This window comes from Mesorhizobium sp. M8A.F.Ca.ET.161.01.1.1, from assembly GCF_004792105.1.
In the GTDB taxonomy this organism is placed as follows: domain Bacteria; phylum Pseudomonadota; class Alphaproteobacteria; order Rhizobiales; family Rhizobiaceae; genus Mesorhizobium.
Genome location: NZ_SRTD01000397.1, coordinates 1 through 300, shown reverse-complemented (window position 1 = coordinate 300; position 300 = coordinate 1). Strand labels below are relative to the sequence as shown.

The following is a 300-nucleotide window of genomic DNA, read 5'->3' as shown; positions in this document are numbered from 1 at the left end:
CGACGTGCAGGTCTTCACCCGCGACGGCATCGAGAAGGACAAGCGCGCCCGCCAGATCGAAGAGTCTGAAATCAAGCGCGTCAAGAAGGACTTCGACGACCAGTTCCGCATCCTGGAAGCCGCCATCTACATGCGTCTGCGTTCGCAGATCGTGGGCAAGGTGGTCAACGGCGGCGCTGGCCTGAAGAAGGGCGACGTGATCACCGACGCCTTCCTGGACGGCCTGAAGAAGGCTGACTGGTTCGCGCTGCGCATGAAGGACGAAGACGCTTCGGAAGCCATCGAGCGCGCGCAGAAGCA

General features: G+C 62.0%; 1 protein-coding gene. It reads left to right on the top strand.

All coding sequences use genetic code 11. The features are described from left to right. On the top strand, positions 1 to 300 hold a 300-nt coding region (locus tag EN804_RS36255; RefSeq protein ID WP_135922413.1), incomplete at both ends, for a hypothetical protein.